We start from the raw sequence: 23768 nt of genomic DNA, 5'->3' as shown, positions 1-23768 counted from the left end.
GCGGCAGGGCCGGACGGGACACGTACCGGGCCGGAGGTCCCGAGAGTGTCGGAGGGGCCGCGTATCGTCCCGGCCGTGACCCAGGTGATGCTCCGTCCGGTGCGCGACGACGACCTGCCCGCGTTCTTCGCCCACGAGCAGGATCCGCAGGCCAACTGGATGGCCGCGTTCGGCCCGACGGACCCGTCGGACCGGGCCGCGTTCGACACCCACTGGGCGCGCATCCGCGCCGACGCGCGCATCGTGAACCGCGCGGTCACCGTCGACGGCCAGGTGATCGGCCGGGTGGCCGCGTTCCCGGTCGGCGAGCAGACCGAGGTCAGCTACTGGATCGACTCGGCGCACTGGGGGCGCGGCCACGCCACCGCCGCGCTGCGCGCGCTGCTGACCGAGGTGCCGCACCGGCCGCTGCGGGCCCGCGCCGCGAAGGACAACGCCGCCTCGCTGGCGGTGCTGCGCAAGTGCGGCTTCGTCGTGGTCGGCGAGGACTCGGGGTACGCCCCGGCGCGCGGCGCCGAGGTCGAGGAGTACGTGCTGGAGCTGCCCGCCGAGGGGTCTGACCAGGCAGGCCGCTAGTCTCCCCGGGTGAACTGGCTGGAACTCGTCGGCTGGGCCGGCTCCGCGCTGCTGGTCTGGTCCCTGCTGCAGACCCGGATCCTGCGGCTGCGCGCGCTCAACCTGGTCGGCTGCCTCATCCTGATCGGCTACAACGCCGCCGTGCAGGTCTGGCCGATGGTGGGTCTGAACGTGGTGCTCACCGTGATCAACGTCTGGTACCTGCGCAAGCTGCTCGCCACCCGGCACGACGAGCAGACCTACCAGGTGGTCGAGGTGGGCACCGGCGACGCGTTCCTGGCCCACACGCTGCGCGTGCACGCCGCCGACATCGCGCGCTTCAACCCGGGCTTCCGCTGGGACGCCGACGCCGACGACCGTTCGGCGTTCCTCGTGGTACGCGCCGACGAGGTGGTCGGCGTGATGCTCTCGCACGCCGAACCGGGCGGGGTGGCCCAGATCGACCTGGACTACGTGACCCCGCCGTTCCGGGACTTCACCCCGGGCGAGTTCGTGTACCGGCGCAGCCGGCTGTTCACCGACCGGGGCTTCCGCCGGGTGGTGAGCCCGCCCGGCATGGTCGCCCCCTACTACCACCGGCTCGGATTCCGGCCCGAGGGCGGCGCGTACGTGCTGGACCTGCCCGTACCGGCCTGACCCGGCCCCGGGCGGGTGACACCGGCGGCCGGTCATGATTCAGCGGCGGGCCCGCGGGGCACAGAGGTGCCACGCCGACCGGATCTGCCGGCCGGCGAGTCGGCCATCGGCCGACCCGGATCGGGTCGAGGGAGATAACCGGTCGTGCAGAGCTACTGGAGCCAGCTGGCCCTGGTCGGTGTGCTGGTGATCCTCAACGCGGCGTTCGCCGGCAGCGAGATGGCGCTGGTGTCCCTGCGGGACAGCCAGGTGCAGCGGCTGGAGCGCAGCGGCCGGGGCGGACGGACACTGGCCCGCCTCGCGAAGGACCCGAACCGGTTCCTGGCCACGATCCAGATCGGCATCACGCTCGCCGGGTTCCTCGCCTCCGCCGCCGCCGCGGTCTCGCTGGCCCGGCCGCTCGTACCGCTGCTCAGCGCGTTCGGCAACGCCGCCGAGACCGCCGCCATCGTCGCGGTGACGCTGGTGCTCACGTTCGTCACGCTGGTCTTCGGCGAGCTGGCCCCGAAGCGCATCGCCATGCAGTCCGCCGAGCGGTGGGCGCTGCTGGTGGCCCGCCCGCTGGACCTGCTCTCCAGCATCACCCGGCCGGCCGTCTGGCTGCTGGGCGCCACCACCGACCTGGTGGTACGCCTGTTCGGCCTGGACCCGAAGGCCGAGCCGGACGAGATCGGCCCGGACGAGCTGCGCGACATCGTGGCCGGCAACCACGGCTTCACCAAGGAACAGCGCACGATCATCGCGGGCGCCGTGGAGATCGCGGACCGGCAGTTGCGCGCGGTGCTCGTACCCCGGTTGCAGGTCTTCACGCTCGACAGCGGCACCACCGCGGAGGCCGCGCGGCTGGTCCTGGCGGCGACCGGCCACTCCCGGGCGCCGGTGGTCCGCCACGGCGGCCTGGACGACGCCGTCGGCGTCATCCACCTGCGTGACCTGGTCGGCGTCTCCGACGACCGGCCGGTCGACGAGATCGCCCGCCCGCCCATGCTGCTGCCCGACTCGCTGCCGGTGGTCGACGCGCTGCGCCAGTTCAAGGCCGAACGCCAGCACATCGCGCTCGTGGTGGACGAGCGCGGCGCGGTCGACGGGATCGTCACGCTGGAGGACATCCTGGAGGAGATCGTCGGCGAGATCTACGACGAGACCGACCGGGACCTGCGCTCCGTGCGCACCGAGCCCGACGGCACGCTGGTGCTGCCCGGCACGTTCCCGGTGCACGACCTGACCGACCTCGGCGTGGAGCTGCCGAACCGGCCGGCGGGCGACTACACGACGGTCGCCGGGCTGGTGCTGAGCTGCCTCGGGCACATCCCGACGGTGGCGGGGGAGCGGGTGACGGTGGACGGCTGGGACCTGACGGTCGCCGACGTCGACCAGCGGGCCATCACCGAGGTGCACGTGCGCCGCCGCGACCGGCGCGACGGCGCCCCGGACGACGACACCGCGGACGACGCCGGCGACCCGGCCGACGCCCCGGAACTCGACGAGGCACGCCGCTGAGCGGGCGTCCGCCCGCGCGCTGCCCCGGTCCGCGCCGGCCGGCTCGGCGCCTCAGCGGCGTCCGGCCGGCGGGCCGAACGGGAAGCCGGGCACCGGCGGGAGCAGTTGCACCGCGTCGGCCGGCACCTGGTGGGTGCTGCGCCCGACCAGCCGGGCCACCACCCGCAGCAGCCACGGACCGGAGGGGTGCAGCTCCGGGCCGATCAGGCGGCTGATCAGCCGGGTCCACCAGTGCCCGGCGACGATCACGTCGGTGATCCGCAGCCGGTCCGGCGGCCAGCCGCCGCGCACCACCACGTCCACCACCCGGCCGAGCCGCCGGCCGTGCAGGTCGTACGCGGTACGGCCGAGCAGCTCACCCGCTCGCACGGCCGGACCCCGGTATCCGCTCGATCAGGTGCCGGCGCAGCCACGCCTCCACCGGCGACGGCGGCAGGTCCGCCGCCGGGCAGCGCAGCCGCACCGCGCTGTCCACGCGGGCGACCTGGGCCAGCGGTATGCGCAGCGGAGGCACCGGCGGGTCGTCGGTGAACCGGTCGGCCACCGCCACCAGCAGCCGGCCGATCCGCCCGCCGATCCGCGCGCCGAGCGCGCCCTGCCCGGTGAGCAGGCTGTCCACGTACGGGAAGCCGTCGTTGTCGACGGCGAACGCGATGTCGTCGACCCGCCCGACCAGCCGCCCGTCCACGTCGACGATCTGCCGGTCGAGCAGCCGTTTGGCCAGCTGAACCCTCATGGCCCCATCCCCGTCATGATCGCCAGTGGGATCGCGGCCACCGAGGCCGCGACGATGAGCAGCAGGAACACCGCGCCGAGCAGGTTCATCCACCGCCCGTTGACCCGGTCGCCGAGGTACCCCCTGTCGTTGGCGACCACCAGGATCGGCAGGTATGTCAGCGGCAGCACCACGGCGCTCAGCACCAGCATGTACTCGGTCAGCCGCACCGGGTCCACAGTCGTCATCAGCATCACCACGCCGAGCAGCAACCCGACCAGCAGGACGCTGTGGAACCGGGCCGCCTCCCGGGGGCGCACCCGCTTGCCCCACTGCCAGCCGAAGTACTGCGCTGCCGCGTACGCCGCCGACAGGCCCGTCTCCAGCGCCGCGCCGAACGTCACCGCGAAGAACGCCAGCACGGCCGTGGCCAGGCCGGCGCCGCCGAGCGCGGTGGCCACCGGCCGCGCCACCTCGTCGAGCGTGCTGAGCGACACCCCGGACGGGTGGTAGGCCACCGTCGCCACGGCCACCAGCGACAACGCCAGGAACCCGCCCACCGGGAAGCCGATCAGCACGTTCGACCGGGCCCGCGCCAGGTCCGCCGCGCTCCACCGTTCCTCGACGCCGCCGGAGGAGAAGAAGAACACCTCGTACGGGCTGACGGTCGAGGCGAACAGCGCCACCGCCACGAACCAGTACAGCGGCCAGCCGTGCCCCGCCGTGCTGATCTGCCACGCGCCCTGCCCGAGCGCCGGCCAGTTGGTCGGCAGCGCCACGAGCGCGACCGCGAACACCAGCAGCGCCAGCCCGGCCAGGCCGAAGATCCGCTCCATCAGCTCGAACCGCAGCCGCCACAGCACCAGCCAGACCGCCAGCGCGGCCAGCGGTACCCAGAACAGGTGGCTCACCCGGGTCGCCAGTTGCAGCGCCAGCGCCACCCCGCCCAGCTCCGCGGCGAGCGTGACCACCGTGACCAGCCACGACGCGACCAGGTTGAGCAGCGCCACGCGTGGCCCGAGGCGCTCCCGGACCAGGTCGAACACCGCCCGCCCGCTCACCGCCGCGATCCGGCCGGCCATTTCCGCGTACGCGCAGATGCCGACCACGCCGATCAGCAACACCCAGGTGTGGGCCATGCCGAACAGCGCGCCGGCCTGACTGGCCGCCACCAGGTCGCCGATGTCGACGAAGCCGCCGACGGCCGACAGCACGCCGAGCGTGGCGGCGAACAGCTTCCTCACGTCGGGTCGGGAGCGGACGATCTCACCGAGGCGACGATATCGGCGTCAGTGCCCGGTTTCGGGCGAATGCGTCAGGCGGCGGTCAGGTTTTGCAGGCGCACCTGGCCGCGGGCCACCAGCCGGCCGTCGGCGTCGGTGATCTCCACGAGCCAGAGTTGCTGGCTGCGGCCCCGGTGCACGGGCGTGCCGACAGCGGTCAGCTCGCCGTCGCGCACCGCGCGCAGGAAGTCGGTCTGGTTCGACACGCCGACGACGTTGCCCTTGTCGCCCAGCCAGAGCGCGCCGCCGATGCTGGCCGCCGTCTCCACCACCGAGCAGTAGACGCCGCCGTGCTGGATCCCGTACGGCTGGTGCAGCTCCGGGCGGACCTTCCAGCGGATCACCACCCGGTCCCCGCTGACCTCGTCGAACGTCAGGCCCAGCAGGGCCACGAAGCCACCGGTCAGGTTCGGCATGTCCACCGCGGTTCCTCCTCGCGTTCGACGGCGCCGCCAGCCTAGTCGGCCGCACCTCGGCAAACCCGGTACGGGCCGGGGGTGGGAATGGGGGACAATCGGTGACCGTGACCGACAGCAACCTCCCGCCGGGGCGGGACTCCCTGACCGACGACCTGCAGTGGCGGGGCCTGATCCAGGACTCGACCGGCCTCGACGAGCTGCGCGAGCTGCTCGACGGCGGGAGCACCACCTTCTACGTGGGCTTCGACCCCACCGCGCCGAGCCTGCACATCGGCAACCTGATGCAGGTCGTCATGGCCCGTCGGCTGCAGCAGGCCGGGCACCGTCCGCTGCTGCTCGTCGGCGGCGCCACCGGGCAGATCGGCGACCCGAAGGAGAGCGCCGAGCGCACGCTGAACCCGCCCGAGGTGATCGCCGGCTGGGTGGAGCGCATCCGCGAGCAGCTCTCGCCGTTCGTCACGTACTCCGGGGAGAACGCGGCGCAACTCGTCAACAACCTGGACTGGACCGGCGAGATGTCGGTGGTGGAGTTCCTCCGCGACGTCGGCAAGCACTTCCCGGTGAACAAGATGCTCGCGCGTGAGGTGGTCAAGGCGCGGCTGGAGACCGGCATCAGCTACACCGAGTTCAGCTACCAGCTCCTGCAGGCCAACGACTACTTCGAGCTGCACCGCCGGCACGGCTGCCGGCTCCAGTACGGCGGCTCCGACCAGTGGGGCAACATCACCGCGGGAGTGGACTACATCCGGCGGCGCGGCGCCGGGCCGGTGGAGGCGTTCACCACGCCGCTCGTCACCAAGGCCGACGGCACCAAGTTCGGCAAGAGCGAGACCGGCACGGTCTGGCTCGACCCGCAGATGACCAGCCCGTACGCGTTCTACCAGTTCTGGGTCAACGCCGACGACCGCGACGTCAGCCGCTACCTGCGCTACTTCAGCTTCCGCTCCCGCGAGGAGCTGGAGGAGCTGGAGAAGGCCACCGCGGAACGCCCGCAGGCGCGCCTGGCCCAGCGGGCGCTCGCCGAGGAGCTGACCACGCTGGTGCACGGCGAGCGGGAGACGGCCCAGGCGGTGGCGGCCAGCCAGGCGCTGTTCGGGCGCGGCTCGCTCGACGAACTGGCCCCGGAGACGCTGCGCGCCGCGCTGACCGAGGCCGGCCTGGTACGCCTCGACGCGCTGCCGGACGTCGCCGGCCTGCTCAAGGAGTCGGGTCTGGTGCCGAGCATGAAGGAGGCACGCCGGGTGATCGCCGAGGGCGGCGCGTACGTCAACAACGCGCGAATCTCCGAGGTGGACGCCACGGTCTCCGAAGCGGACCTGCTGCACGGCCGGTACCTGGTGCTGCGCCGGGGCAAGCGGTCCTTCGCCGGTGTCGAGCTGGGCGGATAGTCCGCTGTCGACGATGTGACGCGGGACGCGCCCAGCGGATTTGACGATCACTCCGCTGGGCGCGTAACTTTCTCTCTGCCAGCGCGGAACGGACGAAACAGGGCGAAAGACCTGATAGGCCGGAGCGCAGGACCTGAGAACCGGGCGGTGCCCCGGATTCGCCGGGAGGCGGATTTGGTGAGGCGGAACCGACCGGGTAAGGTAGCCAGTCGGCAGGGAAACGGGCGATGACGCGGGAGACCGCGACGGCCGTCCTGCTGAAACCCTCGGAATCGTCCGGCGGAAGCCGGGTGAATCGGGGTGCCCGGCAAAAAGGTGATGCACGACAAACTGGTTGACACCGGTTTGACACGGCAGAAACCGCCGGGTAACGTAGTAAAAGTGCCCGGCGCGGGAGCGGCGGGCAGTTGAACGAGATACCCCGGTTGGGGGCTCCGCGGTTGTGGGGTTTCTGGTTGGTGTGTGGTTGTTCTTTGAGAACTCAACAGGGTGCTTGTAAAGCCAGTGCCAATTTGTTTATACCCCGGACTGGTGGCTGTTCTTTTTGAGGATGGTTGCTGGTTGGGATTCCTTTGGCAACACTTTTTGTTGCCAGGTTGATTGCTGTTCGACAAGTTTTTGTTGGAGAGTTTGATCCTGGCTCAGGACGAACGCTGGCGGCGTGCTTAACACATGCAAGTCGAGCGGAAAGGCCCTTCGGGGTACTCGAGCGGCGAACGGGTGAGTAACACGTGAGCAACCTGCCCCAGGCTTTGGGATAACCCCGGGAAACCGGGGCTAATACCGAATATGACCTTGCACCGCATGGTGTTTGGTGGAAAGTTTTTCGGCTTGGGATGGGCTCGCGGCCTATCAGCTTGTTGGTGGGGTGATGGCCTACCAAGGCGACGACGGGTAGCCGGCCTGAGAGGGCGACCGGCCACACTGGGACTGAGACACGGCCCAGACTCCTACGGGAGGCAGCAGTGGGGAATATTGCACAATGGGCGGAAGCCTGATGCAGCGACGCCGCGTGAGGGATGACGGCCTTCGGGTTGTAAACCTCTTTCAGCAGGGACGAAGCGTAAGTGACGGTACCTGCAGAAGAAGCGCCGGCCAACTACGTGCCAGCAGCCGCGGTAAGACGTAGGGCGCGAGCGTTGTCCGGATTTATTGGGCGTAAAGAGCTCGTAGGCGGCTTGTCGCGTCGACCGTGAAAACTTGGGGCTCAACCCCAAGCCTGCGGTCGATACGGGCAGGCTAGAGTTCGGTAGGGGAGACTGGAATTCCTGGTGTAGCGGTGAAATGCGCAGATATCAGGAGGAACACCGGTGGCGAAGGCGGGTCTCTGGGCCGATACTGACGCTGAGGAGCGAAAGCGTGGGGAGCGAACAGGATTAGATACCCTGGTAGTCCACGCTGTAAACGTTGGGCGCTAGGTGTGGGGGGCCTCTCCGGTTCCCTGTGCCGCAGCTAACGCATTAAGCGCCCCGCCTGGGGAGTACGGCCGCAAGGCTAAAACTCAAAGGAATTGACGGGGGCCCGCACAAGCGGCGGAGCATGCGGATTAATTCGATGCAACGCGAAGAACCTTACCTGGGTTTGACATGGCCGCAAAACTGTCAGAGATGGCAGGTCCTTCGGGGGCGGTCACAGGTGGTGCATGGCTGTCGTCAGCTCGTGTCGTGAGATGTTGGGTTAAGTCCCGCAACGAGCGCAACCCTCGTTCGATGTTGCCAGCGCGTTATGGCGGGGACTCATCGAAGACTGCCGGGGTCAACTCGGAGGAAGGTGGGGATGACGTCAAGTCATCATGCCCCTTATGTCCAGGGCTTCACGCATGCTACAATGGCCGGTACAATGGGCTGCGATACCGTGAGGTGGAGCGAATCCCAAAAAGCCGGTCTCAGTTCGGATCGGGGTCTGCAACTCGACCCCGTGAAGTCGGAGTCGCTAGTAATCGCAGATCAGCAACGCTGCGGTGAATACGTTCCCGGGCCTTGTACACACCGCCCGTCACGTCACGAAAGTCGGCAACACCCGAAGCCGGTGGCCCAACCCTTGTGGAGGGAGCCGTCGAAGGTGGGGCTGGCGATTGGGACGAAGTCGTAACAAGGTAGCCGTACCGGAAGGTGCGGCTGGATCACCTCCTTTCTAAGGAGCACCATCCACCGAAAGGTGGTATGGAGCCCGCACCGCCCGAATGTGGTGGTGGGGTGCTCAATGGCGGAGACACTGGCAAGTTCGGCGCCGGCAACGGCCAGGAGACCTCTAGTACAGCCACTTCGGTGGTGGGAACGAACTCCTGGTGCGGCTGGTGAAGGATGTAAGCACCCTGTTGGGTCCTGAAGGAACAACCCGTGTGGTTGTCTTTCAGAGCCGTAGAGCAGACGGGAAACGTCTGTGAGGCGCCAGGCATGGCCTGGTCTCGCATACCGCCGGCGGTTGCCGGGTGTTGGTGTGGGGCTGTGGGTTGTGGGTTGGTTGTTTGTTGAGAATTGCACAGTGGACGCGAGCATCTTTGTGGTCAAGTTGTCAAGGGCGAACGGTGGATGCCTTGGCACCAGGAGCCGATGAAGGACGTGGGAGGCCGCGATAGGCCTGGGGGAGCTGTCAACCAAGCTGTGATCCCAGGGTGTCCGAATGGGGAAACCCGGCATCAGTCATGTGATGTCACCCGCACCTGAACACATAGGGTGTGTGGGGGGAACGCGGGGAAGTGAAACATCTCAGTACCCGTAGGAAGAGAAAACAAATAGTGATTCCGTGAGTAGTGGCGAGCGAAAGCGGATTGAGGCTAAACCGGCTGCGTGTGATACCTGTCAGGGGTTGCGTGGTCGGGGTTGTGGGACCCTGCTGAGTGTGCTGACACGCATTCGAGGAGTTACAAAGCTAGTGGCTAGTCGAACAGTCTGGAATGGCTGACCGTAGACGGTGATAGTCCGGTAGGTGAAAGCTGCTGGTCTTCTGTGGGTGTTCCCGAGTAGCGGCGGACTCCTGAAATCTGCCGTGAATCTGCCAGGACCACCTGGTAAGCCTAAATACTTCCTGGTGACCGATAGCGGACAAGTACCGTGAGGGAATGGTGAAAAGTACCCCGGGAGGGGAGTGAAATAGTACCTGAAACCGTTCGCCTACAATCCGTCGGAGCCTTGCGGGGTGACGGCGTGCCTTTTGAAGAATGAGCCTGCGAGTTAGTGGCATGTGGCGAGGTTAACCCGTGTGGGGGAGCCGTAGCGAAAGCGAGTCTGAATAGGGCGTTTTTAGTCGCATGCTCTAGACCCGAAGCGGAGTGATCTAGCCATGGGCAGGCTGAAGCGCGGGTAAGACCGCGTGGAGGGCCGAACCCACCAACGTTGAAAAGTTGGGGGATGACCTGTGGTTAGGGGTGAAAGGCCAATCAAACTCCGTGATAGCTGGTTCTCCCCGAAATGCATTTAGGTGCAGCGTCGCGTGTTTCTTGCCGGAGGTAGAGCACTGGATGGTCTAGGGGGCCCACAAGCTTACCGAAATCAGCCAAACTCCGAATGCCGGTAAGTGAGAGCGCGGCAGTGAGACTGCGGGGGATAAGCTTCGTAGTCGAGAGGGAAACAGCCCAGATCACCAGCTAAGGCCCCTAAGCGTGTGCTAAGTGGAAAAGGATGTGGGGTCGCATAGACAACCAGGAGGTTGGCTTAGAAGCAGCCACCCTTTAAAGAGTGCGTAATAGCTCACTGGTCAAGTGGTTCCGCGCCGACAATGTAGCGGGGCTCAAGCACACCGCCGAAGCTGTGGCATTCACATTTTAACTTCGTGCCTCCTTGATGGGGTATGCAGGTGTGTGGATGGGTAGGGGAGCGTCGTGCCGGGGGTGAAGCAGCGGGGTGACCCAGTTGTGGACGCGGCACGAGTGAGAATGCAGGCATGAGTAGCGAAAGAAGGGTGAGAAACCCTTCCGCCGGATGACCAAGGGTTCCAGGGCCAGGCTAATCCGCCCTGGGTGAGTCGGGACCTAAGGCGAGGCCGAGAGGCGTAGTCGATGGACAACGGGTTGATATTCCCGTACCCGCGAAAGAGCGACCCTGACGAACCTCGTTGTGCTAACCACCCGAACTGCCGGCGGTCTTCGGACCAATGGTGGGGAGCGTGGGAACCTGGCGGGTAGTAGTCAAGCGATGGGGTGACGCAGGAAGGTAGCTGAGCCCGGCCGGTGGTTGTGCCGGGGTAAGCGTGTAGGCCGTGTCGTAGGCAAATCCGCGACACATGGAGGCTGAGACGTGATGCCGAGCCGATTCAGGTGAAGTCAGTGATCCTATGCTGCCGAGAAAAGCCTCTAGCGAGTTCTTAGCGGCCCGTACCCCAAACCGACACAGGTGGTCAGGTAGAGAATACCGAGGCGATCGGGCGAACTGTGGTTAAGGAACTCGGCAAATTGCCCCCGTAACTTAGGGAGAAGGGGGGCCGGAGACGTGAAGCCCCACGCGGGTGGAGCGTTGTATGGCCGCAGAGAGCAGGGGGAAGCGACTGTTTACTAAAAACACAGGTCCATGCGAAGAAGTAATTCGATGTATATGGACTGACGCCTGCCCGGTGCTGGAACGTTAAGGGGACCTGTTAGCTCTTCGGGGCGAAGCGGAGAACTTAAGCGCCAGTAAACGGCGGTGGTAACTATAACCATCCTAAGGTAGCGAAATTCCTTGTCGGGTAAGTTCCGACCTGCACGAATGGCGTAACGACTTCCCCACTGTCTCAACCACAGGCCCGGCGAAATTGCATTACGAGTAAAGATGCTCGTTACGCGCGGCAGGACGGAAAGACCCCGGGACCTTTACTATAGCTTGACATTGGTATCTGAATTAGCTTGTGTAGGATAGGTGGGAGCCGGTGAAGTCCATACGCCAGTATGGGTGGAGGCAATCTTGAAATACCACTCTGGTTGATTTGGGTATCTAACTTCGGACCGTTATCCGGTTCAGGGACAGTGTCTGGTGGGTAGTTTAACTGGGGCGGTTGCCTCCTAAAGGGTAACGGAGGCGCCCAAAGGTTCCCTCAGCCTGGTTGGCAATCAGGTGTTGAGTGCAAGTGCACAAGGGAGCTTGACTGTGAGACTGACAGGTCGAGCAGGGACGAAAGTCGGGACTAGTGATCCGGCACTGGCATGTGGAAGCGGTGTCGCTCAACGGATAAAAGGTACCCCGGGGATAACAGGCTGATCTTCCCCAAGAGTCCATATCGACGGGATGGTTTGGCACCTCGATGTCGGCTCGTCGCATCCTGGGGCTGTAGCAGGTCCCAAGGGTTGGGCTGTTCGCCCATTAAAGCGGTACGCGAGCTGGGTTTAGAACGTCGTGAGACAGTTCGGTCCCTATCCGCCGTGCGCGTAGGATACTTGAGAAGGGCTGTCCCTAGTACGAGAGGACCGGGACGGACGAACCTCTGGTGTGCCAGTTGTCCCGCCAGGGGCACGGCTGGTTAGCTACGTTCGGAAGGGATAACCGCTGAAAGCATCTAAGCGGGAAGCTCGCTTCAAGATGAGGTATCCCACCCACATTTGTGGGGTAAGGCCCCCAGCTAGACGACTGGGTTGATAGGCCGGAAATGTAAGCCCGGTAACGGGTTCAGTTGACCGGTACTAATAGGCCGAGGACTTGACTACTAAGCTGCTACGCGTCCACTGTGCAACTCTGAACAAACACCACCCATGTTGCGGGTTGGTTGACATGTTCATAGAGTTACGGCGGTCATGGCGGAGGGGAAACGCCCGGTAACATTCCGAACCCGGAAGCTAAGCCCTCCAGCGCCGATGGTACTGCACTCGGGAGGGTGTGGGAGAGTAGGACACCGCCGGACAATCTTCCAGTCGAGGGCCGCCCCAGCAGGGGCGGCCCTCGACTGCGTTAGCGTTCTCGGCGGAAACGCCATCAGGAAGGATGTACCTGTGAGTTCAGGACCCCAGGGCGGGGACCGCCCCCGTCGTTACGAGGATCGCGCCGACCGTGGGCAGGGGCGTGGTGACGCCGGCCGCGACGGCCGTCGCGATGACCGTCCCTCGTACCGGGGCGGCCGCGATGACCGCCCGGGTGGCTTCCGTGGTGGCGACCGTCGCGAAGGCGGTTTCCGCAGCGGCGAGCGCCGTGAGGGCGGTTTCCGCGGCGGCGACCGTCGTGAGGGCGGCTCTGGCGGCGGTGACCGTCGTGAAGGCGGTTTCCGCGGTGGCGACCGTCGTGAGGGCGGCTCTGGCGGCGGTGACCGTCGTGAAGGCGGTTTCCGCGGCGGTGAGCGCCGTGAGGGCGGCTTCCGCGGTGGCGACCGTGAAGGTGGCTTCCGGAGTGGAAACCGTCCGGGCGGCGACCGTCGCGAAGGCGGGTTCCGGGGCGGTGACCGTGACGGTGGTTTCCGCGGCGGCGACCGTCGCGAGGGTGGTTTCCGCGGCGGTGAGCGTCGCGAAGGCGGCTTCCGCGGTGGCGACCGCGAGGGTGGTTTCCGTGGTGGCGACCGTCGTGAGGGCGGCTTCCGCGGTGGCGGCTTCCGCGGTGGTGACCGTCGTGAGGGTGGCTTCCGCGGCGGTGAGCGTCGTGAAGGTGGCTTCGCCGGCGGTGACCGTCGCGAGGGCGGCTTCCGTGGTGGCGACCGCCGGGAGGCTGGCACCCGCGACGGCGGCTTCCGCGGCGGTGACCGTCGTGAAGGTGGCTTCGCCGGTGGTGACCGTCGTGAAGGTGGCTTCGCCGGTGGTGACCGTCGTGAAGGTGGCTTCCGTGGCGGTAGCCGCGAGGGTGGTTTCCGCGGTGGTGAGCGTCGCGAGGGCGGGTTCCGTGGCGGGGATCGCCGTGAAGGCGGCTTCGGCGGTGGCGACCGTCGCGAGAGTGGTTTCCGCGGTGCGGACCGTCGTGAAGGCGGCGAGCGCCGTGAGGGTGGTTTCCGCGGCAGTGACCGTCGTGAGGGCGGTGCCCGCGAGGGTGGCTTCCGCGGCGGTGAACGTCGCGAAGGCGGTTTCCGCAGTGGCGAGCGCCGTGAGGGTGGCTTCAGCGGTGGTGACCGTCGCGAGGGCGGGTTCCGTGGCGGGGATCGCCGTGAAGGCGGCTTCGGCGGTGGCGAGCGTCGCGAGGGTGGTTTCCGCGGTGGGGACCGTCGTGAGGGCGGCGCCCGCGAGGGTGGCTTCCGCGGCGGTGAGCGTCGTGAGGGCGGCTTCCGCGGTGGCGACCGCGAGGGTGGTTTCCGCGGTGGGGACCGTCGTGAGGGCGGCGCCCGCGAGGGCGGTTTCCGTGGTGGTGAGCGTCGTGAGGGCGGCTTCCGCGGTGGGGACCGTCGTGAGGGCGGCGCCCGCGAGGGCGGTTACCGGGGCGGCGAGCGTCGCGAAGGTGGCTACCAGGGCGGCGACCGCCGGGAGAGCTACGCCGGTGGCGACCGCCGTGAGGGCGGTTCCCAGGGCGGCGACCGCGACCGTGGCTTCCGGCGCGACGACCGGGGACCGGGCGGCTTCCGGGGTGAGCGCGACGGTGAGCGCCGTAGCTACGGTGACCGGCCGGGTGGCGACGACCGCCGTGGCAACTACGGTCCGCAGCGGGAGCGCCGCGACGAGCGTGGCGAGGGGCGTACCGGCGAGGCGCCGGAGCTGCCGGACGACGTCGTCGCGAGCGACCTCGACTCGGCCGTCCGGGCGGAGCTGCTCTCCCTCGCCAAGCCGGTGGCGGAGACTGTCGCCCGGCACCTGGTCGCGACCGGGCTGCTGATCGACGAGGACCCGGCGCTGGCGCTGGCGCACGCCATGGCGGCCCGCCGGCTCGCCTCGCGGATCGCCGCGGTGCGGGAGGCCGTCGGGCTGGCCGCGTACCACGCCGGTGAGTGGCAGACGGCCATCGCCGAGCTGCGGACGTACCACCGGATGAGCGGCCTGCAGAGCCACCTGGCCGTGCTGGCCGACTGCGAGCGGGCCCTGGGCCGGCCGGAGCGGGCGATCGACCTGTTCCGCGGTGCGGACCGGGACAAGCTCGACCAGGCTGTGTCGATCGAGCTGCTCATCGTGGCCGCCGGTGCGCGCGGCGACCTCGGGCAGAAGGACGCGGCCGTGGCGATGCTGCAGGTCCGCGAACTGACCGGCGACTCGGCCGAGCCGTGGGCCGCGCGACTGCGCTACGCGTACGCGGACGCCCTGCTGGCCGTGGACCGGCGCGAGGAGGCGCGGGAGTGGTTCTCCCGGGCTGCCGACGTCGATTCCGAGGGGGAGACCGACGCCGCCGAGCGGCTGCTGGAGCTGGACGGCGTGGTCATCGAGGGCGACGACGAGCCGGAGGACGACGCGGACGCGTCCGAGACGTCGTCAGACGACGACGATCGCGACGACGACGACGATCACGACGACGACGACGATCACGACGACGACGATCACGACGACGACGATCGCGACGACGACGACGACGACGACGATGATGACGACGACGACGATGACGATCGCGACGACGACGACGATGACGACGATCGCGACGACGACGATCGCGACGACGACGACGATGACGACGACGACGCGCGGCTGAGCGACGACGACATCGCGTCGGGCGCCGGCGGGGACGCGGCACGGGCCGGCTACCGGGACCGTGACGCAGGGGACCTGGCCGACGACGAGCTGACCGACGCCGAGGCCGGCTCGCTCGCCGCCGCCACCCCGACCGCCGCCACGGCGGCCGAGGACGACGCCACGCCGTCCGACGGCACCGTCACGCCGGCCGGCACCGTCGCGGCTGCGGACGCGCCGGCCACCGACGGCGCCCCGGCGGACAAGCCGGGCGACGCCGCGGCCGGCGAGGGCGAGGCGGCGGAGCGCCGGTGACCGGGTACGGCGGGGACACCGCTACCGGCGCGGACCAGGGGCGACCCGGCCGCGCCGGTGCGGGTGGCCGGCTGGTCGACGCGTACTCGCTTGTCGTCTTCGACTTGGACGGCGTCATCTACCTGCTCGACCGGCCCATCCCCGGCGCGGTCGAGGCGGTCGGCCGGCTGCACGCCGAGGGGCGCGCCGTCGCGTACGCGACGAACAACGCCTCCCGGCGCTCCAGCGAGGTGGCCGACCTGCTCACCGGCATGGGCGTCCCGGCGCAGCCGGCGGAGGTGCTCACCTCCGCGGCGGCCACGGCCGAGCTGCTCCGGGACCGGCTGCCCGAGGGCGCGCCGGTGCTCGTGGTCGGCGCGGAGGCGCTGCGGGCCGAGCTGCGCGCGGTGGGTCTGCGGCCGGTGTCCACCGCCGACGAGGAGCCCGCCGCCGTGGCCCAGGGCTACGGTCCGCAGGTCGGCTGGTCCGACCTGGCCGAGGCGTCCCTGGCGGTACGCGCGGGCGCGCCCTGGTACGCCACGAACACCGACCGCACCCTGCCCAGCCCCCGCGGCCCGCTGCCGGGCAACGGCTCGCTGGTCGCGGTGCTGCGTACTGCGCTGGGCCGTGACCCCGACGTGGTGGTGGGCAAGCCGGAGCCGGCGCTGTTCACCACCGCCGCGCGCCGGGCCGGGACCGGGCGCACGCTCGTGGTGGGGGACCGGCTGGACACCGACATCGAGGGCGCGCGCCGGGCCGGGCTGGACAGCCTGCTGGTGCTCACCGGCGTCAGCGACGCCGCCGAGCTGCTGGCCTCGCCCGAGGAGCGCCGCCCCACGTACGTCTCGTTCGACCTGGCAGGGCTGTTCGACCCGGCGGCGGTGGTGGCGGTGCCGGGCCGGGCGACCAGCGGCGGCTGGTCGGTGATGGAGGGCGACGCGGAGCTTGTGCTCGACGGCGCGGGACCGCCGCTGGAGGCCCTCGCGGCGCTCTGCGCGGTGGCCTGGTCGAGCCCGGCCGGTCAGCGCGTGCGGGCGCAGTCCCCGGCGGCGGAGGAGGCGCTCGCCGCGTTCGGCCTCGACGGCTGAGCGGCGAACCGCCCCGACGGCTGAGCGGCCGAGCGCCCCGACGGTGGCAGCCTGCGCGGCGGATCGGCTAGAGCAGCTTGCGGAGCTTCATCAGGTCGAACGGGTTCGCCTTGATCGAGACCCGCCGGGAGGCGACCGCCGACATCACGTCGAGCCGGCCGTTCACCAGCGCCACCAGGTCGTCGCTGCCGGTGCTCAGCGCGATCTTCGCCTTCGGGTCGTCGCCGTCGGCCAGGTCGACCAGCCGCCCGCCCTCCAGCCGACCGTGGAACGCGGTGTCGAGGTCGGTGATCCGGCAGGCGAGAGTGCGGTCCAGGTCGATGCGTCCCTGCGCCTCGGCGTTGCGGTCCAGCCGCGTGGCCAGGTCGTGCAACGCCTGCCGGCACTCGTCCACGCTGGCCACATCGTCTCCTCACCACGAACCACGCCGTTTCCCGGCACCGTACCGCAATGGGGCGTCCGGGGTGCCCGGTAGCGTGGCACCTGCACACCTCGCCCCGCGGAAGGACTCAGGCATGCAGGACGCGTGGCGCGCCTACCTCGAGCTGGCCATGGGCCTGACGGAGGCGCCCCGGAAGAAGGCACAGGACGCGGTCATGCGCGTCGTCGGCCAGGGTGGCGCGACCGCCGCCCAGATCCAGACGCTCGCCGAAGAGCTGGTCGCCACCGGCCTGGCGAACCGGGAGTCGCTGACGAAGCTGGTCCGCTTCGAGGTGGACCGGGCGCTGGGCGCGGTCGGGCTGGCCACCGCCGACGAGGTCGCCGAGCTGACCCGCCGGGTGCACGACCTGGAGCGACAGCTGCGCGAGGCGCGCGGCAACCTCGGGCCCGGCGAGACGCCGCCCGCCGGAGCGTCCGAGCCCGCCGCCCCGGCCGGGACCGCCGCGGCGCCGTCGGCCGCGACCGCACCGCAGACCGAGCCGTCCGGCGCCGAGCCGCCGAAGGCCGCGGCGCCGGCCGCCGCGTCCGCCCCGGGGACGACGCCGACGAAGGCCCCGGCGACGACGCCGACCAAGGCCCCCGCGACGACGCCGACCAAGGCGGTGGCGAAGAAGACGGTGGCCAAGAAGGCGATCGCGAAGAAGCCGCCCGCCACCGTGGCCCGTACCCCTGCCGACGGCTCGCCCGCCGCGCCCGCCCGGCCGGCGAAGAAGGCCACCGGGCGCCGGGCGGACGGCTCGTGACCGCGCCCCGGCCCGGTCCGCCGCCGGGCCCGCGGCCCGGACCGCCCCCGGGGGTACGCCCCGCGCCGGCCGAGGAGGTCGGCGAGGCGCGGCACCCGGCGGTGGACGCCGCCGTGCTCGGCATGGCCAACGCCGAGGCGCTCGCCCCGGCCGACCAGATCGCCCAGTACGAGGCGGCGTACGAGACGCTGCGCGAGACCCTCGCCACCATCGACCAGGCCTGAGCAGAGGCGGAGACACACCTGATGGCTCGTCGTACCCGGCTGGACGCCGAACTGGTCCGGCGCGGGCTGGCCCGCTCCCGCGAACAGGCCGCCGCGCTCGTGGAGGCCGGTCGCGTCCAGCTTCGCGGAGTGCAGGCGCGAAAGGCCGCCGCGATGGTCGACCCGGCCGATCCGCTGCTGGTCACCGGCGAGGACCCGGCGCAGGAGTACGTCTCCCGGGGCGGCCACAAGCTGGCTGGCGCGCTCGCCGCGTTCGCCCCCGGCGGGCTGACCGTCACGGGCCGGCGCTGCCTGGACGCCGGCGCGTCGACGGGCGGTTTCACCGACGTGCTGCTGCGCGGCGGCGCCGCCGAGGTGGTCGCCGTGGACGTCGGCTACGGGCAGCTCGCCTGGTCGCTGCGCACCGACGAGCGGGTCCGGGTGTTCGAGCGCACGAACGTGCGTACGCTCACGCCGGAGGCGATCGGCGGCCCGGTCGACCTGACGGTGGCCGACCTGTCGTTCATCTCACTGCGGCTGGTGCTGCCCGCGCTGGCCGCGTGCACTGGCCCCGGCGGCGACCTGGCGCTGATGGTCAAGCCGCAGTTCGAGGTCGGCAAGGAGCGGGTCGGCGCCGGCGGCGTGGTCCGCGATCCGGCGCTGCGCGCGGAGGCGGTGCTCGACGTGGCCGCGGCGGCCGCCGGGCTCGGCCTCGGCCTGGCCGGTGTGGCGGCCAGCCCGCTGCCCGGGCCGAGCGGCAACGTCGAGTTCTTCGTATGGTTGCGCGGGGACGCGCCCGCCGCGGACCCGGAGCGGGTCCGCGCGGTGGTGGCCGCCGGCCCGCAGGGCGCCGCCACCACGGCGGCCACGACCGAGGAGGTGTCCGGGTGAGCCGCACCGCGCTGCTGGTGACGCACACCGGCCGTCGACGCAGCACCGAGCACGCCCGGGCGGTGGCCGCCGACCTGATCGCCGCCGGTTTCGAGGTGCGGGTGGTGGCCGAGGAGGCCGACGACCTGGACCTGCCCGGCGTGGTGCCGGTGACCGGCCCGGAGGCGGCCGAGGGCGCCGAGATCGTCTTCGCGCTGGGCGGGGACGGCACGTTCCTGCGCGCGGCCGAGCTGGCCCGTCCGACGAAGGTCCCGTTGCTGGGCATCAACCTCGGCAAGGTCGGCTTCCTCGCCGAGGCGGAGATCGACGACCTGGACACCGCGGTACGTGACGTGGTCGAGCGCAACTACAGCGTGGACGAACGGCTCACGCTGGACGTCACCGCCGAGTTCGAGGGCGGGCCGACCATCGAGTCGTGGGCGCTGAACGAGATCAGCGTGGAGAAGGGCGAGCGCGCCCAGATGCTGGAGCTGCTCGTCGACGTGGACGGCCGGCCGCTGTCCCGGTACGGCTGCGACGGCGTGATATGCGCGACCCCGACCGGCTCCACGGCGTACGCGTTCTCCGGCGGCGGGCCGGTGGTCTGGCCCGAGGTGGAGGCGCTGCTGCTGGTGCCGATAAGCGCGCACGCGCTGTTCAGCCGCCCGCTGGTGACCGCGCCGACGTCGACGTTCGTCATCACCGTCGACCCGTTCACCACCCTGGCCGTGCTCTGCTGCGACGGTCGGCGCGTCTACGACCTGCCGCCCGGGGCCCGGGTCACGGTGCGCCGGGGCACGTTGCCGGTGCGCATCGTGCGGTTGCGGGCGCGCCCGTTCACCGACCGGCTGGTGGCCAAGTTCGACTTGCCCGTCCAGGGCTGGCGGGGCAACCGTCGCTGACCGACGGATCAGCGGAAACCTCCGTTCGGACCACCGGTCCGGGCCGCCGCGCGCGTTACGGTGGGCGTACGGGCCGCGATGAGGTGAGTCCGGGCGCGGCGGTGAGGCCCGCCGCGTCCCGGATGCGTGGCCCGGATGTCGCGGGCTCGGCCAGGGGGTGGTCGGGACCGCGACGGTCGGGACGCCGGAGTGTCGAAGCCGGCCGCGGCGGGCGGACCGGCGCGCCGCGTCCGATCGGGTGTCGACCCGGGTCGGGCGGACAGGTCGCGGGGCCGCCGCCGGAGGAAGCGGCGGCGCGCGAGCTGGGCGACGCGATCTCCGGCGTCCCGGCCCTCCACCGCGCTGTGCTCGTGTCCACCTGGCGACATGTCGCCGGTGCGGCGGCCCGTACCCGGTGACCGGGTGGCGGACGCCGTCGCAGACTCCGATCGCCGACCTCACGGGGCCGGCCTCGGAGTAGAGGAGCGTCACATGCACCGGTTCCCCCGCTGGCTCACCGCCGGCGCGGTCGGGGCGTTGGTGGTCGGACTCGCCGTACCGGCGTCCGCCGACCCGCCCGCCCGGCCCGCCGGTCCGCCCCCGGGCACACCCGCCCCGGGCGCGCAGCCCGCCCGCGTCACGCTGATCACCGGCGACCAGGTCGAGCTGGTCGAGGCCGCGCCGGGCCGGGTCGCCGCCACCGTCCACCCCGGTCCCGGCCGCGACCGGATCGTCTTCCAGACCACCCAGGTCGACGGCGGTCTGCGGGTGCTGCCCGCCGACGTCGTGCCGTACGTGTCCGCGGGCGTGCTCGACGCGGACCTGTTCGACGTGCAGGAGTTGGTCGAGCAGGGCTACGGCGACGCCGGTCAGGCGGCGCTGCCGCTGATCGTGCGGTACCGGGAGCCCGCGGCCGGGCGGGTGCGCCAGCTGTCCGGCGTCACCGAGGCCCGGCCGCTGTCCAGCATCAACGGTGCCGCGCTGCGGGTCGGCAAGGGCGACCTGGGCGTACTGTGGACGTCGCTGCGCGAGACGCCGCAGGCGCGCGCGGCGGGCGCCGGGCCGGTCCGGCTGGGTGCCGGGGTGGAGCGCGTCTGGCTGGACGGGCGGGCCCGGGTGGCGCTGGAGCACAGCGTCCCGCAGATCGGCGCGCCGGCCGCGTGGGCGGCCGGGCGCGACGGCGCCGGGGTGCGGATCGCGGTCCTCGACACCGGCGTCGACGCCGAGCATCCTGACCTGGCCGGCCGGATCGCGGAGGCGCGCGACTTCACCGGCGGCGGCAGCGCCCGCGACGGCCACGGCCACGGCACGCATGTGGCGGCCACCGTCGCCGGCAGCGGCGCGGCCTCCGCCGGGCTGCGCAAGGGCGTCGCGCCGGGCGCGCGGCTGCTGGTCGGCAAGGTGCTCGACGACTCCGGCTCCGGCTACGACTCCGGCATCATCGCGGGCATGGAGTGGGCCGCCCGCTCCGGCGCGAAGGTGGTCAGCATGAGCCTCGGCGGCGCGCCGACCGACGGCACCGACCCGATGAGCCAGGCCGTGAACGACCTGACCGCCGAGACCGGCGCGCTGTTCGTGATCGCCGCCGGCAACGACGGCGAGCCGCGCAGCGTCGGTTCGCCCGGCGCGGCCACCGCCGCGCTCACCGTCGGCGCTGTCGACCGCGACGACGTGCTGGCCGACTTCTCCAGCCGCGGCCCGCGCCTGGGCGACAACGGCCTGAAGCCGGAGATCACCGCGCCGGGCGTCGGCATCGTCGCCGCCCGTGCCACCGGCACCACGATGGGTACGCCTGTCGACGGCGCGTACACCCGCGCCTCGGGCACCTCGATGGCCACGCCGCACGTCGCCGGCGCGGCCGCGGTGCTCGCCCAGGAGCACCCCGGGTGGACCGCCGCGCAACTCAAGGACGCGCTGGTGAGCACCACCCGGCCGAGCGCCGGCGCGACGGTGTTCGAGCAGGGCGCCGGCCGGGTCGACGTGGCCCGCGCGCTGCGCCAGCGGGTGTACGGCACCGGCGCCGCCGACTTCGGCCGGCTGGCCACCGGCGCGCCGTCCGCCACCCGGACGGTGCGTTACGTCAACGGCACGTCCGGCGCGCAGACGCTGCGGCTGGCGCTGGACCTGCGCAACCTGGACAGCGGCGCGGCCGAGCCCGACGGCGTCACGCTCGACGCCGCCACCGTGACGGTGCCGGCCGGCGGCGGCGTGGACGTGCCGCTGCGCGCCGACCCGGCCCGGCTGGACCGGGGCCCGCACGGCGGGTGGCTGGTGGCCACCGGCGCGGACGGCGTGACGGTCCGCACCGCGGTCGGGCTGACGCTCAGCGGCCCGCTGCACACCGTGACGCTGCGCGCGCTGGACCTGGCCGGTCGGCCCGGACCGGCGCCGGTGGTCACGCTGTTCGGCGAGCACCCCGAGTCGGACGCGCTGGGCTGGCTCGGCGGCGGCGACGAGTGGCGGATCCAGGTGGAGCAGGGCCCGTACCTGCTGCACGCGCTGATCGAGCACGGCGCGCCGCTGGACGAGCAGCTCACCCTGGTCACCGACCCGGAGCTGACGGTGGACCGGGACCTCACAGTGGTGCTCGATCCTCGGCGCGGTCGTCCGGTACGGATCGAGACGCCGAAACCGTCCGAGCAGCGGGCGGTCCTCAGCTTCTACCAGCACCGGGTGTTCGGAAACGGCCGGCAGGTCGACCACGGCGTGATGTCGTTCAGCACCGTGCAGCAGCTCAACGTCACCCCGACCCGGCAGGTGCGCCGCGGCGAGTTCGAGTTCTCCTCGCGCTGGCAGCTCGTCGCGCCGATGGTGGACCTGACGGTCCCCGGGGTGTCCGGGCCGCTGGACGTCAACCTGATGGGCCAGTCGCCGGCTCCGGCCGGTCGGCAGCGGCTGCGCCTGGTCGCCGCCGGCACCGGCGCACCAGGTGAGCTGGCCGGGGTGCGGGGCGCGGCGGCGCTGCTCACCGCGTCCGCCGACCGGTCCGAGGAGGAGCAGGTGGCCGCCGCGGCGGCGGTCGGCGCGAAGGCGGTGCTGATCGTGCGGCCGGCGGACCAGAGCGCGTGGACGGTCTGGCGTCCCACCGGCGACCGGCTGCCCGCGCCCGCGCTGGCTGTCGCGTACGACGACGGGCAGCGGCTGCTCGCGGCGGCCCGGACCGGCCGGGCCCGGATCGACCTGACGCTCACCGTGGACAGCCCGTACCTCTACGACGTGTTCCAGGTGTCGCGGGGCCGGGTGCCGGAGCGGATCGTCCACCGGGTCACCGCCGCCAACACCGCCGAGGTGACCGCGCGCTACGGCGACACCGGCGGCCTGGACTGGGCCACCGAGCAGCGGTACGGGTGGCGGCCCTGGCAGCAGTTCTCCTGGAACGACGACCAGCGGATGGTGCGTACCGGGACGACCCGGCGGGAGTACGTCAGCTCCGGGGACTCCTGGTGGCAGCACCGGGTGCTGCACCGGCTGATGTTCTCCAGCATGGGGACGCTGACCGGCGGCCTGTCCGACCGGCCCCGGCGTTACGCGGCCACCGACCGGAGCGCCGAGTCGTGGCACGCGCCGCTGGTGCGCCCGGCCGTGCCGGCCGGTGCGGTCGCGCCGAGCCGGACCGCTGACACGCTCGACCTGCGGGTGACCGAGTTCGTCGACGCCGACGGCCACGCCGGCGCGGACAACGTGTCGGAGGAGCAGGACACGGTGACCCGGCGGGTCAGCCGCGACGGCCGGCCGATCGCCGACCTGTCCGCGGGCTGGGCGCCGGTGCCCACCACAGCTGCTCCGGCCCGCTACCGGCTCGACGTGACCACGGCCCGCTCGTCTGCGGAGTGGCGGTGGGCCACCCGTACCGAGACGGCGTGGGAGTTCACCTCGGCCCGCCTGGCCGGGGACACGGCCCGGCCGCTGCCGCTGCTCCAGGTCGACTACCGGGTTCCGGCCGACCTGCGCGGCGAGGTGCCCGGCAAGCGGAAGCACACAGTCGGGCTGACGCTGCGCCACCCGGCGGGCCTGCCCGCGCCGGCCGGCGCGACGGTACGCGCCGAGGTGTCCTTCGACGGCGGACGCACCTGGCGCACGGCGCCGGTACGCGGCTCCGGCGCCCGGTTCACCGTCGAGGTGCCGGCCGGACGCGGCACGGTGTCGCTGCGCGTGTCGGCGCGGGACCGGGCCGGCAGCGCCGTGACGCAGACCGTGATCGACGCGTACGGGCTGCGGTGAGACCCCGGGGCGGGGCGGTCCTGGGGCCGTCCCGCCCCGGCCA

16 protein-coding genes, 3 rRNA genes and 1 pseudogene are annotated in these 23768 nt (G+C 71.0%); 14 read left to right on the top strand and 6 right to left on the bottom strand.

Annotated features, from left to right (window positions below):
• The first annotated feature begins 87 nt into the window (after nt 1-87).
• The 3 genes from ACSDG8_RS05365 to ACSDG8_RS05355 all read left to right on the top strand — a co-directional run bounded on the left by ACSDG8_RS05365 (nt 88) and on the right by ACSDG8_RS05355 (nt 2712).
• Nucleotides 88-576 (top strand): GNAT family N-acetyltransferase, encoded by a 489-nt coding sequence (locus tag ACSDG8_RS05365; protein ID WP_210897721.1) that lies wholly within the window; start codon nt 88-90, stop codon nt 574-576.
• 9 nt (nt 577-585) lie between these two features.
• Nucleotides 586-1212: a hypothetical protein gene (locus tag ACSDG8_RS05360; RefSeq protein ID WP_174537356.1), complete on the top strand. Its 627-nt coding sequence runs from the start codon at nt 586-588 to the stop codon at nt 1210-1212.
• 144 nt (nt 1213-1356) lie between these two features.
• Entirely contained in the window at nt 1357-2712 is a 1356-nt protein-coding gene (locus ACSDG8_RS05355) for a hemolysin family protein (RefSeq protein ID WP_210897523.1), read from the top strand.
• A 51-nt stretch (nt 2713-2763) separates the two neighbouring features.
• Here ACSDG8_RS05355 and ACSDG8_RS05350 read toward each other — a convergent pair whose 3' ends face one another.
• The 4 genes from ACSDG8_RS05350 to ACSDG8_RS05335 form a co-directional block, all read right to left on the bottom strand.
• Nucleotides 2764-3081, bottom strand: a complete 318-nt coding sequence (locus ACSDG8_RS05350; RefSeq protein WP_184684745.1) for a PRC-barrel domain containing protein — start codon at nt 3079-3081, stop codon at nt 2764-2766.
• Nucleotides 3068-3448 carry a hypothetical protein gene (locus tag ACSDG8_RS05345; protein ID WP_210897521.1) on the bottom strand — a complete coding sequence of 127 codons (381 nt, stop codon included), beginning with the start codon at nt 3446-3448 and terminating at the stop codon, nt 3068-3070. Before ACSDG8_RS05345 ends, ACSDG8_RS05350 begins: the two co-directional genes overlap by 14 nt.
• Nucleotides 3445-4671 (bottom strand): NRAMP family divalent metal transporter, encoded by a 1227-nt coding sequence (locus tag ACSDG8_RS05340; RefSeq protein ID WP_210897519.1) that lies wholly within the window; start codon nt 4669-4671, stop codon nt 3445-3447. Before ACSDG8_RS05340 ends, ACSDG8_RS05345 begins: the two co-directional genes overlap by 4 nt.
• Nucleotides 4672-4742: 71 nt before the next feature.
• Nucleotides 4743-5126 (bottom strand): PaaI family thioesterase, encoded by a 384-nt coding sequence (locus ACSDG8_RS05335; protein WP_175438812.1) that lies wholly within the window; start codon nt 5124-5126, stop codon nt 4743-4745.
• Nucleotides 5127-5227: 101 nt separating this feature from the next.
• Here ACSDG8_RS05335 and tyrS point away from each other — a divergent pair, with 101 nt between their 5' ends.
• The 4 genes from tyrS to rrf all read left to right on the top strand — a co-directional run bounded on the left by tyrS (nt 5228) and on the right by rrf (nt 12325).
• Complete coding sequence (gene tyrS, locus ACSDG8_RS05330; RefSeq protein ID WP_374223566.1) at nt 5228-6517, top strand: tyrosine--tRNA ligase; 1290 nt, start codon at nt 5228-5230, stop codon at nt 6515-6517.
• Nucleotides 6518-7135: 618 nt separating this feature from the next.
• Nucleotides 7136-8650: ribosomal RNA gene (locus ACSDG8_RS05325) — 16S ribosomal RNA — on the top strand.
• Between the two features lie 371 nt (nt 8651-9021).
• Nucleotides 9022-12131 (top strand): 23S ribosomal RNA (locus tag ACSDG8_RS05320).
• A gap of 77 nt (nt 12132-12208) precedes the next feature.
• A 5S ribosomal RNA gene (gene rrf, locus ACSDG8_RS05315) occupies nt 12209-12325 on the top strand.
• Together the 16S, 23S and 5S rRNA genes form the textbook arrangement of a ribosomal RNA operon.
• Nucleotides 12326-12419: 94 nt before the next feature.
• Here the strand turns inward: rrf and ACSDG8_RS05310 are convergent.
• Entirely contained in the window at nt 12420-14183 is a 1764-nt protein-coding gene (locus ACSDG8_RS05310) for a hypothetical protein (protein WP_439427722.1), read from the bottom strand.
• Between the two features lie 57 nt (nt 14184-14240).
• Between ACSDG8_RS05310 and ACSDG8_RS05305 the strand changes: the two are divergent.
• Together ACSDG8_RS05305 and ACSDG8_RS05300 are read left to right on the top strand one after the other, a co-directional pair.
• Nucleotides 14241-14775, top strand: a pseudogene (locus ACSDG8_RS05305) (Replicase polyprotein 1ab); the annotation flags it as partial.
• 595 nt (nt 14776-15370) lie between these two features.
• Nucleotides 15371-16366, top strand: coding sequence for an HAD-IIA family hydrolase (locus tag ACSDG8_RS05300; protein WP_439428033.1), 996 nt, complete (start codon nt 15371-15373; stop codon nt 16364-16366).
• Nucleotides 16367-16433: 67 nt separating this feature from the next.
• Here the strand turns inward: ACSDG8_RS05300 and ACSDG8_RS05295 are convergent, their stop codons facing one another.
• Nucleotides 16434-16769 (bottom strand): SCP2 sterol-binding domain-containing protein, encoded by a 336-nt coding sequence (locus tag ACSDG8_RS05295; protein WP_439427721.1) that lies wholly within the window; start codon nt 16767-16769, stop codon nt 16434-16436.
• Nucleotides 16770-16881: 112 nt separating this feature from the next.
• On the opposite strand from ACSDG8_RS05295, the gene ACSDG8_RS05290 reads away from it, so the two are divergent.
• The 5 genes from ACSDG8_RS05290 (at nt 16882) to ACSDG8_RS05270 (ending at nt 23725) form a co-directional block, all read left to right on the top strand.
• Nucleotides 16882-17550 carry a phasin family protein gene (locus ACSDG8_RS05290; protein ID WP_210890660.1) on the top strand — a complete coding sequence of 223 codons (669 nt, stop codon included), beginning with the start codon at nt 16882-16884 and terminating at the stop codon, nt 17548-17550.
• A complete protein-coding gene (locus ACSDG8_RS05285; RefSeq protein WP_030502668.1) occupies nt 17547-17774 on the top strand; it encodes a hypothetical protein in 228 nt (75 codons plus the stop codon). Before ACSDG8_RS05290 ends, ACSDG8_RS05285 begins: the two co-directional genes overlap by 4 nt.
• 21 nt (nt 17775-17795) lie before the next feature.
• Nucleotides 17796-18644 (top strand): TlyA family RNA methyltransferase, encoded by an 849-nt coding sequence (locus ACSDG8_RS05280; protein WP_210890662.1) that lies wholly within the window; start codon nt 17796-17798, stop codon nt 18642-18644.
• Nucleotides 18641-19525: an NAD kinase gene (locus ACSDG8_RS05275; RefSeq protein ID WP_073831635.1), complete on the top strand. Its 885-nt coding sequence runs from the start codon at nt 18641-18643 to the stop codon at nt 19523-19525. Before ACSDG8_RS05280 ends, ACSDG8_RS05275 begins: the two co-directional genes overlap by 4 nt.
• A 471-nt stretch (nt 19526-19996) precedes the next feature.
• Complete coding sequence (locus ACSDG8_RS05270; protein ID WP_439427720.1) at nt 19997-23725, top strand: S8 family serine peptidase; 3729 nt, start codon at nt 19997-19999, stop codon at nt 23723-23725.
• The last annotated feature ends 43 nt before the right edge of the window (nt 23726-23768 follow it).

Origin of the sequence: Micromonospora sp. LA-10 (genome assembly GCF_051853095.1) — a bacterium.
Taxonomy (GTDB): Bacteria; Actinomycetota; Actinomycetes; order Mycobacteriales; family Micromonosporaceae; genus Micromonospora; species Micromonospora echinospora_A.
Note: the sequence above shows the minus strand (reverse complement) of the source record. Positions and strands in the feature narration are given on the sequence as shown.

Coding starts and splice junctions, on each gene's coding strand:
- ACSDG8_RS05290 (WP_210890660.1), top strand. CDS start 16,882: ATGCAGGACGCGTGGCGCGCCTACCTCGAGCTGGCCATGGGCCTGACG.
- ACSDG8_RS05365 (WP_210897721.1), top strand. CDS start 88: ATGCTCCGTCCGGTGCGCGACGACGACCTGCCCGCGTTCTTCGCCCAC.
- ACSDG8_RS05345 (WP_210897521.1), bottom strand. CDS start 3,448: ATGAGGGTTCAGCTGGCCAAACGGCTGCTCGACCGGCAGATCGTCGAC.
- ACSDG8_RS05280 (WP_210890662.1), top strand. CDS start 17,796: ATGGCTCGTCGTACCCGGCTGGACGCCGAACTGGTCCGGCGCGGGCTG.
- ACSDG8_RS05335 (WP_175438812.1), bottom strand. CDS start 5,126: ATGCCGAACCTGACCGGTGGCTTCGTGGCCCTGCTGGGCCTGACGTTC.
- ACSDG8_RS05270 (WP_439427720.1), top strand. CDS start 19,997: ATGCACCGGTTCCCCCGCTGGCTCACCGCCGGCGCGGTCGGGGCGTTG.